The organism is Vibrio tetraodonis (genome assembly GCF_003350295.1).
Classification (GTDB): domain Bacteria; phylum Pseudomonadota; class Gammaproteobacteria; order Enterobacterales; family Vibrionaceae; genus Vibrio; species Vibrio tetraodonis.
Genome location: NZ_QLYY01000034.1, coordinates 1 through 9579 on the forward strand (window position 1 = coordinate 1; position 9579 = coordinate 9579).

Annotated in this window: 7 protein-coding genes, 1 rRNA gene and 1 pseudogene; 2 read left to right on the forward strand and 7 right to left on the reverse strand. The window is 43.9% G+C overall.

All coding sequences use genetic code 11. The features are described 5' to 3' along the window. The 6 genes from DPF90_RS20090 to trxA form a co-directional block, all read right to left on the reverse strand. Window positions 1-245, reverse strand: a 16S ribosomal RNA gene (locus DPF90_RS20090); the annotation flags it as partial. A 428-nt stretch (window positions 246-673) separates the two neighbouring features. After that, a complete protein-coding gene (gene fre / locus DPF90_RS20095; RefSeq protein ID WP_114788065.1) occupies window positions 674-1387 on the reverse strand; it encodes an NAD(P)H-flavin reductase in 714 nt (237 codons plus the stop codon). 140 nt (window positions 1388-1527) lie between these two features. Next, window positions 1528-3378, reverse strand: coding sequence for a 4-hydroxy-3-polyprenylbenzoate decarboxylase (gene ubiD / locus DPF90_RS20100; RefSeq protein ID WP_114788066.1), 1851 nt, complete (start codon window positions 3376-3378; stop codon window positions 1528-1530). Window positions 3379-3460: 82 nt separating this feature from the next. Beyond that, window positions 3461-4456: a hypothetical protein gene (locus DPF90_RS20105; RefSeq protein WP_114788067.1), complete on the reverse strand. Its 996-nt coding sequence runs from the start codon at window positions 4454-4456 to the stop codon at window positions 3461-3463. 103 nt (window positions 4457-4559) lie between these two features. After that, window positions 4560-5819: a transcription termination factor Rho gene (gene rho, locus DPF90_RS20110; protein WP_114767716.1), complete on the reverse strand. Its 1260-nt coding sequence runs from the start codon at window positions 5817-5819 to the stop codon at window positions 4560-4562. Between the two features lie 195 nt (window positions 5820-6014). Further along, the gene (gene trxA / locus DPF90_RS20115) at window positions 6015-6341 is read right to left on the reverse strand and encodes a thioredoxin TrxA (RefSeq protein ID WP_004741193.1); all 327 of its coding nucleotides are present in this window, start codon (window positions 6339-6341) and stop codon (window positions 6015-6017) included. Window positions 6342-6452: 111 nt separating this feature from the next. Between trxA and rhlB the strand changes: the two genes are divergently transcribed. Together rhlB and gppA are read left to right on the forward strand one after the other, a co-directional pair. Continuing rightward, window positions 6453-7754: an ATP-dependent RNA helicase RhlB gene (gene rhlB, locus DPF90_RS20120; RefSeq protein WP_114788068.1), complete on the forward strand. Its 1302-nt coding sequence runs from the start codon at window positions 6453-6455 to the stop codon at window positions 7752-7754. Window positions 7755-7762: 8 nt separating this feature from the next. Continuing rightward, window positions 7763-9253 carry a guanosine-5'-triphosphate,3'-diphosphate diphosphatase gene (gene gppA / locus DPF90_RS20125; RefSeq protein WP_114788069.1) on the forward strand — a complete coding sequence of 497 codons (1491 nt, stop codon included), beginning with the start codon at window positions 7763-7765 and terminating at the stop codon, window positions 9251-9253. 49 nt (window positions 9254-9302) lie between these two features. Here the strand turns inward: gppA and DPF90_RS20130 are convergent. Continuing rightward, window positions 9303-9579 (reverse strand): annotated as a pseudogene (locus DPF90_RS20130) (IS4 family transposase); the annotation flags it as partial.

Genomic DNA, 9579 nt, shown 5'->3' on the forward strand with positions numbered 1-9579 from the left:
GGGCATATCCTGACGCGAGAGGCCCGAAGGTCCCCCTCTTTGAGCCGAAGCTATTATGCGGTATTAGCCATCGTTTCCAATGGTTATCCCCCACATCAGGGCAATTTCCCAGGCATTACTCACCCGTCCGCCGCTCGACGCCGTTATCGTCACCCGAAGGGTCAGATAGCTCGTTTCCGCTCGACTTGCATGTGTTAGGCCTGCCGCCAGCGTTCAATCTGAGCCATGATCAAACTCTTCAATTAAAGTTTTGTGCATCTAAGATGCGGCTCAATGAATACTGATAACATTACTATGTAATGTTGAATTGACTGTGCCGGTATTACTACCGATTGGTCACTCAGTTCATTGATAAATCTTTTTGGATTATCATCAACGAGTGCCCACACAGATTGATAGGTTTAGTTTGTTAAAGAGCGTTGCTTTGAACTGCTTATCTCTCAAAGCGGAGGTGAATTCTAGCGATATAATTTAAAGAGTCAAACACTTTTTAAAATTAATTTTAACGGCTATTTTCAACCTCATTAACAGGCTTCAGACCTATGCCTTAACCCCTGTTAGTAGGAACGCATTATAGAGAGCTAACGTGACTATGCAAGTGTTTATTTCAATAAAAATAGACATTAAAATATTTTCGGTTGATTCCTAGACAAATCACCTAGCGCTATGCTCACTATATAAACGCATAAGCATCTGCAAACATGTGTTCACTCTTAGCTCCTTTACTCTGGGTAAACTGCTCTCGGGCAGCTCCTGCCATTTCAAAGCGGCCAGCAATATAGATGTCATAATCATCTAGTAACTCAAAGTCTTCATCTATGGCAGCCAAAACATTACCTGTTTTCCCTTGCCAACTAGAGTCAGCTTGTTCTACAACTGGTATAAAATGAATGTTGCTGTGGTTAGATGCGATATCGTTAAGCTCTTCTATTGCGTATAGTTGGCATTCATCACGTGCTCCCCAATAGAGGTAAATATCCTTAGAGTTATTTTGCGCAATACAGTGATCCAAAATAGAACGTACGTAACTAAAACCTGTTCCACCAGCGATTAAAAGTAGTGGTCGGTCACTGTCTTCTCTTATCCATGCATCACCATGAGGCACCTCAATGCTCACCTTAGAACCGTCATCCAAAGATTTTTGCATTATATCCACTACTTCTATGGCGTAGGCATTATGTTCAGCTGCACCAATATGAAGTTCAAGCTCACCGTGGTGACGGCAAGGGCTACTTGCTATTGAAAATGGTCGTTTGTCTTTTTCACCCATCACCACGGTTAAATATTGCCCAGCTTTAAAAACCACAGGAGTTTCAGGGTGCAAAAGAATGCGATAAGTATTACTTGCTAGGGGCTCAATAGATTTCACTATACATTGGATAGTCATGGTATTCCTCTGGTCTACTTGCCGACGTAGACTCTGTGTTATGTAGCGCCTCTCTCCAACAGTGAAGCGCCACTTTTATTAGTTATAATGTCTTAACTCAGTAATTTGATATAATGCCACTTTAGTACTCGAGTAACGTCTCATATACCGAGCTTACTCCACTTAGCATCAACCTGCTCAACTAGATTAGGGTCTTTCTTAATCGGGGTCCCCCACTCTCGTGTCACTTCACCAGAGAGCTTTTTGGTTGCATCCAACCCTAGCTTTGCGCCCTGCCCACCTTTTTCTTGGGCTACAGTTGAATCACGTAAAGGGTCCATTCTAGTCGTGATGGCCCAAATTATATCATTCCAATCATGAACATTAACATCATCATCACAAAGAATGACAAATCTAGCATCAAGGCTTTGTTGTGAAAATTCCCATATGCTTTTTAGTAACGACTGGGATTGTCCCGCATGTGCTTTCAGCATCGAAATAATTACAAAAGCGCTTGTTCCAGAACTTGGCATTGAAATATCGATTATTTCCGGAAAAGCTTCACGTAGTTTTTCTAGTGTATCCTCCACAGTGACTTCGCTTGGCGCCGATAACATATCTTGACGATTAATCTTTTCTGCGTCCCATTTAATAGTGGCATCCAAACCCATTTTAGAGCCAAGCCCAGCAATAGGAGAAGCAAAGTCTAACGAGTCAATCGGAGTGTTTTCTATCAATAACGTATCAGCCGCAGGATCCATGTTCTCACACATTGCACTAACAACATCATTCCAACAACGAGCATTAACACTTTCATCGCAAACAAGGACAAATTTCGTATACATAAACTGACGTAAAAAAGACCATACGCCCATCATTACTCGTTTAGCATGTCCTGGATACTGCTTTTTGATTGTCACTACAGCCATTCGATAAGAGCAGCCTTCAGGTGGTAAGTAGAAATCAACTATTTCTGGGAATTGTTTTTGTAATATAGGCACAAAAACTTCATTAAGTGCGACACCAAGGACTGCAGGCTCATCGGGCGGGCGGCCAGTATAAGTACTATGATATATAGGATCTTTACGCATAGTCACGTGAGTAACTGTAAAGACATGATGCCTTTCTTTTTCGTTGTAGTAGCCTGTATGGTCTCCGTAAGGTCCCTCATCAGCGTACTCATTTGGATCGATGTAGCCTTCGAGCACGATTTCAGCACTTGCTGGCACCTCGAGATCATTACTAATAGACCTCACTACCTCAGTTTTGCTCCCTCGCAACAACCCCGCAAATGCGTATTCTGACAGGGTATCTGGTACAGGTGTAACCGCACCAAGAATAGTGGCGGGATCTGCACCGAAAGCAACAGAAACAGGAAAAGGTTCACCTGGCTTAGCTTCCATCCAATCTTTCAGATCAAGAGCTCCACCACGATGGGCAAGCCAACGCATGATCACTTTGTTCTTACAGAGTTTTTGTTGACGATAAATACCAAGATTTTGACGCTTTTTAAGTGGTCCTCGGGTGATAGTTAGCCCCCAAGTCAACAAAGGTGCGACATCGTCAGGCCAGCAACTCATTACTGGAATTTTATCAAGATCAACTTCATCAGCTTGCCAAATGATCTGCTGACATGCTGCATTACGTAGCCTTTTAACTGGCATATTGAGTACCTGCCTAAATACAGGAAGCTTTTGCAATGCATCTTTAAAACCTTTAGGTGGCTCTGGCTCTTTGAGATAAGACAGCAATTTGCCTACATTACGTAGGTCCATCACATCGTTTTGTCCCATACCTATTGCCACTCTCTCTGCGGTACCAAACAGGTTGGTAAGCACGGGTATATCGTAACCAATTGGGTTCTCGAATAACAATGCAGGGCCACCTGCGCGTAGAACACGATCGCTTATTTCTGTCATCTCATAATGTGGATCAACAGGTTCAGAAATGCGTTTTAGTTTACCTTCCCGTTCAAGGTGAACAATAAAATCGCGTAAGTCCCTAAAAATCATAGATCTGCTGTGAGTTGATTAGTCTGGGGGCAGTATAACAAAAAGAGAGATATCTCCATCCCCCTTTTTAATAAGGTTAATACTATTGTGACAAAGCATTCATAATAGCGTGGCTTCGCACCTGAGGATTATCGTTGGCAAGTTCTTCCAGCCATGGGGAGTAACCTTGATTGGCAAGCTCAGTCGCAACCATAGAGGCTTCATCATGCAAAGTCATTCGGTCAATCAGAAACGCTTTAACCTCTTCTTTCATTGGCTTAATACGCGCTAACTCCTTAATTGCTTGCTCTTTAAGACTAGGGTTATATGAGGCATTCATGATTTGCACTATGGAAAATCCATCCCCGACTTCAGCTAATCGGCTCAATTCCGACTGACTATGGAAATCTGCCCGCATTAACCAAAGTAGTTTGTAGATTTCAGAGTCATTGCTGGCTTGCGCCAGTCGGGCCATAATTTTTGACGAGGGTAACCAGCTTGTAACGGCTTCATCGGTTAATTGAGATGCTAGATTATCAATAGCTTTCGAGGATAAATTATCAAGTTCACGCAAAAATAGAGCTTCTTTCGCTTGAAGCTGATATTCATTACCTGATAACCAGAGCTTAAGATCCAGCTCTCCACGCTCAGCGTTGAGAACAAAGTCTAAGGCCAGTGTATCTTGCTTCCAGCGTTTAAGTATGCGACTAGCGATTGCAGGGTAATTAAAAGCGGGAACAGAAAACTCATACCCCTCCCCTCTTTCCATAACCTGATAAGTGGGAGCCATAGATTTCTGCTGTTCAACAAACAGCGCCATTGAAGGCGTTAAGGGAATATTTTGCGCTTCTATCTCCCGCAACAAAAGATACCTAGCAACTTCCTGTTGCGGGAGTGCCATTCTTTCCAACGCAAAGCTCAATGAGTCTGTCTTACCTTGAATTGCAGATTGCAGCAAATCAGCCACCTTTCTGTTGATTTGTTGGCTATCAATCAGAAGATGAACTTGATTAGGCTGCATTTCGGTTGCCAATGCAGTTGGAGCTCCGATGAATAAAGATGCACACAGGAGAACCGACGACAACATTCCTTGTTGCATGTTAACCTCCTTTTAACATTCTTACTCATTGTGCGGCTTATCAAACGAGAATGCAAACAAAAACGCCACCGACAATGTCGATGGCGTAATGATTCACAAATTCTTATTGACGCCGCATTGCATCGAAAAATTCATCATTAGTTTTGGTCATGGCAAGCTTATCAATCAGGAATTCCATTGCGTCGATCTCTCCCATAGGGTGAACAATTTTACGCAAAATCCACATTTTCTGTAGCTCGTCCGTTTTAGTCAAAAGCTCTTCACGACGAGTACCACTGCGGTTGAAGTCAATAGCAGGGAAAACTCGCTTCTCCGCAATCTTACGATTTAGGTGCAGTTCCATATTACCTGTACCTTTAAATTCCTCGTAGATCACTTCATCCATCTTAGAGCCTGTATCTACAAGCGCAGTCGCGATAATAGTTAAACTACCACCCTCTTCAACATTACGGGCAGCACCAAAGAAGCGTTTAGGACGGTGCAATGCGTTGGCATCAACACCACCAGTCAGCACCTTACCTGATGAAGGAACAACAGTGTTGTAGGCTCTTGCTAGGCGAGTAATAGAATCAAGCAAGATAACCACATCTTTCTTGTGTTCAACTAAACGTTTCGCCTTTTCAATCACCATTTCTGCAACTTGAACATGACGTGAAGCAGGTTCATCAAAGGTAGAAGCGACTACTTCCCCTTTAACCAAACGCTGCATCTCAGTTACTTCTTCCGGACGTTCGTCAATAAGAAGTACCATTAGCTCACACTCAGGGTGATTATAAGCAATGCTCTGTGCAATATTTTGCAACAGCATTGTTTTACCCGCTTTTGGTGGAGCAACAATCAAGCCACGCTGACCCTTACCAATCGGTGAAGCAAGGTCTAAAACTCGTGCGGTAATATCTTCTGTCGAACCATTGCCTCGCTCCATCACCATACGCTCATTGGCGTGTAATGGGGTTAAGTTTTCAAACAGAATCTTATTACGTGCGTTGTCTGGCTTGTCATCATTAACCGTATTGACTTTTAACAACGCAAAGTATCGTTCACCGTCCTTTGGTGGGCGAATCTTGCCAGCAATTGAGTCACCGGTACGTAGGTTAAAACGACGGATCTGACTCGGAGAAACATAAATGTCATCAGGACCGGCTAGGTATGAACTATCTGCGCTACGCAAAAAACCAAAGCCGTCTTGAAGTATTTCCAGAACTCCGTCGCCAAATATATCTTCACCGCTTTTTGCGTGTGCTTTTAAAATGGCGAAGATGATATCTTGTTTTCTCAAACGAGCTAGGTTTTCAAGGCCTAAGCTTTCGCCCAGCTTGACAAGATCAGACACTGGTCTGTTCTTCAGTTCTGTTAGATTCATGGTGGTGGATGCTTGTTTAGTCAAAATAGGATCTGTTATTTAGTTAAGATGAATTCGGTCACAGGATCGACCAAGAAGAGAAACTAGTTTATTTAACGTGCGATAATCTAGCACTAAATACTAGCCTAGTCTAGATTTTGTTGATATTCAAAACCGCGCATCGATGAAAATGCACGGTTTTATCGCAGGAACAACTTATAGGTTCGCGTCTAAAAACTCTTTCAGTTGAGTTTTAGACAAAGCGCCTACTTTAGTTGCTGCTACACCACCATCCTTAAATAGTAATAAGGTCGGAATACCTCGGATACCAAATTTGGGTGGAGTACCTGCATTTTGGTCGATATTTAATTTACCGATAGTGAGTTTACCTTCGTACTCGTCTGCGATTTCGTCCAAAATAGGGGCGATCATTTTACAAGGACCACACCATTCTGCCCAAAAATCAACAAGAACTGGGCCTGCAGCATTGATTACATCGTTCTCAAAACCGTCATCAGTTAGCTGCAAAATCTTATCACTCATCTTACACTCCAATGTGTTTTTTCGGACTGGTTGGATGATAACCAGTATTTAGATGCCCTATTGGAATGTATTTACCTTCGTATTGCAAGCTTAAGCTGATATTCTATAGCTATGAAAAAGACGCATATCACAGAGCAAAAGTTCGCCGATTTGGGTTTACACCCCCAAGTTATTGAAGGTTTGAATAAAAAAGGGTTCGAATTTTGTACCCCGATTCAAGCTTTGGCGTTGCCGGTACTGCTCACCGGCCAAGACATTGCAGGACAGGCTCAAACTGGAACAGGGAAAACCCTGGCTTTCCTGACTGCTACTTTTAACCACCTTCTCAACACACCCGAGCATGAAGGTAGAAAGGCTACACAGCCTAGAGCCATTATAATGGCTCCGACTCGTGAACTTGCCATCCAGATATATAATGATGCCAAGCCATTAATTGAAACCACGGGCATCAAAGCCGCACTGGCTTACGGTGGCGAAAGTTATGAAAAACAGCTGGCAAAATTAGAGCAAGGTGTTGACGTTCTTATCGGCACCACAGGTCGAATTATCGATTTTTACAAGCAGCGCGTATTTAACCTTAAAAGCATACAAGCCGTCGTCCTTGATGAAGCCGATCGAATGTTTGATCTGGGCTTTATTAAAGATATACGCTTCCTTTTCCGCGGTATGCCAGAACCCAAACAGCGCCTAAACATGTTGTTCTCTGCCACCTTGTCTTACAGAGTTCAAGAGCTGGCTTTCGAGCATATGTATAACCCAGAACACCTTGCTGCTGAGCCAGAGCAAAAAACAGGTCACCGCATCCAAGAAGAACTCTTCTATCCGTCAAACGAAGATAAGATGACCCTTCTACAAACTTTGATCGAAGAAGAATGGCCTGAGCGAGCGATAGTATTTGCTAACACTAAGCACAAATGCGAATCGATCTGGGGACACCTTGCAGCCGATCAACACAGAGTTGGGCTTCTCACTGGAGATGTGCCTCAGAAAAAACGTGAAAAAATCCTTGAGCAATTTACTCGTGGAGAAGTCGATTTGCTCGTCGCAACGGATGTCGCCGCTAGAGGACTGCACATCCCACAAGTCACTCACGTATTCAATTATGACCTACCTGACGACTGTGAAGATTACGTTCACCGCATAGGCCGCACAGGAAGAGCTGGTGCAAGTGGTCATTCTATTAGCTTCGCTTGCGAAGAATACGCCATTAATCTTCCCGCGATTGAAGAGTATATAGAGCATACCATTCCAGTCTCTGAATACGATGCACAGGCGTTAATTCAAGATCTGCCTGCTCCATTACGCATGCGTTCTAATCGACCACAGCAACGTCGCACTAACACTGGTGGTTCACGCTCGAATAACCGCCGTTCAAATAACCGCTCTCGTCAGCGTCAAAGTAAAGATTCATAAGGCCGTTTATGAGACAAGAAGTGTCATCCCCACTTTATGCTGCCATTGACCTAGGGTCTAACAGTTTTCATATGCTGATTGTTCGTCATATTGATGGCAGCATACAAACCATGGCGAAAATAAAACGTAAAGTACGTCTAGCTGCAGGATTAGACTCAAACAATCGTTTGAGCCAAGAGGCTATGCAGAGGGGGTGGGACTGTCTGAGTCTCTTTGCTGAGCGCCTGCAAGACATTGATAAGCAAAATATTCGCATTGTCGGTACGGCAACACTGAGAACTGCGACCAATGCAGATATCTTCCTTAGTCAGGCGAAACAAATACTAGGCTATAAGATAGAAGTCATTGATGGCAAGGAAGAAGCCGCGACTATCTACAAAGGTGTCGCGCATACTTCAGGTGGCTGCGGGCGCCGCTTAGTAGTTGATATTGGCGGGGCAAGTACAGAGCTCATCATCGGCCAGGGGTTTGACGCTCAAGTGCTCAATAGTTTAAAAATGGGCTGTGTCACTTGGCTAGAAAATCACTTCAAAGACCGACAGCTTTCTGCTGAAAACTTCGAAAGTGCTATAGCCGCAGCCAAAAAAACCCTACACCCCGTACTAAGCCAGTACACAAGCATAGGTTGGGATGTGTGTGTCGGTGCTTCAGGCACAGTGCAAGCCTTGCAGGAAATAATGCTGGCACAAGGTATGGATGAGGTCATCACCCACGCTAAGCTTAAGCGACTACAAAAGCAGGCCATGCTCACCGATCACTTGGAAGAGCTTGAAATTGAAGGTTTAACCCTAGAGCGCGCCCTTGTGTTCCCAAGTGGCCTTTCTATTTTAATTGCAATTTTTGAGCTGCTAAACATAGATTCGATGACACTGTCTGGCGGAGCACTGCGCGAAGGGCTGGTATACGAAATGGTTGACGAGCTTAAGCAAGACAACATTCAAGCTCGCACCATAGCCAGTGTGCAAAGTCGCTACCAATTGGATAAAGCGTACGGCGAACAAGTCGCTAACTTGGCTAGTAAGTTGCTCCATCAATGTGAAGACAAATGGATACCGGAAGCGCAAGGCAATGCAATCTTAGAAGCAGCCGCTAAGTTACATGAAATCGGTCTAACCATTGATTTCAAAAAAGGCGGGGATCATAGCGCCTATCTATTACAACATCTAGATCTGCCAGGCTATACACGCGCTCAAAAGCAGCTTTTGAGTGAGGTAGTACGTCGTTACCGCGAAAACCTAACTCCTCTGCCAGCGCAGCATGCCATGTCAGCTAGCAGCGCCGCACGAGTGCTTCGTTTACTTCGTTTAGCAGTGATACTTTCACACAGGCGCAACCCTGATTTAGAACCAAAAATAAAACTGATATCGGATAAAGACGAGCTGACACTCATCATGTCTTCTCGCTGGCTTGAGGCAAGTCCTCTCATCGCGGCGGAACTAGATATAGAAGCCAACCGACAAAGTGATCTTGGCTGGCCACTCCTAATTACAACCGATTAAAAAAACCAAAAAGCCCAGCATAGATAGCTTAATGCCGTTCGGATAAGTATTAACACTTATATCTAAATGGATATTTGGCCCGAACAAAGAGGACTGAACGTGGAAACGTTCGGTCCTTTCTTTTATCTGGCAAAATGAAATGGCTGATGCTCTCTCGCATTTGTTTGAGCCTGACAGGTAAAGTGCCATCGGGGCTGAGCGCTAGCCAGCGCAACTGGGCATCTATCAAATTTATTGCTGCTGTGAAGCTAACCCGAGTTGGGCTTACATTGGCATCTTCGGCAATATGAATCATTTCTAAACGTACTAAATTATAGGCAAGCAAA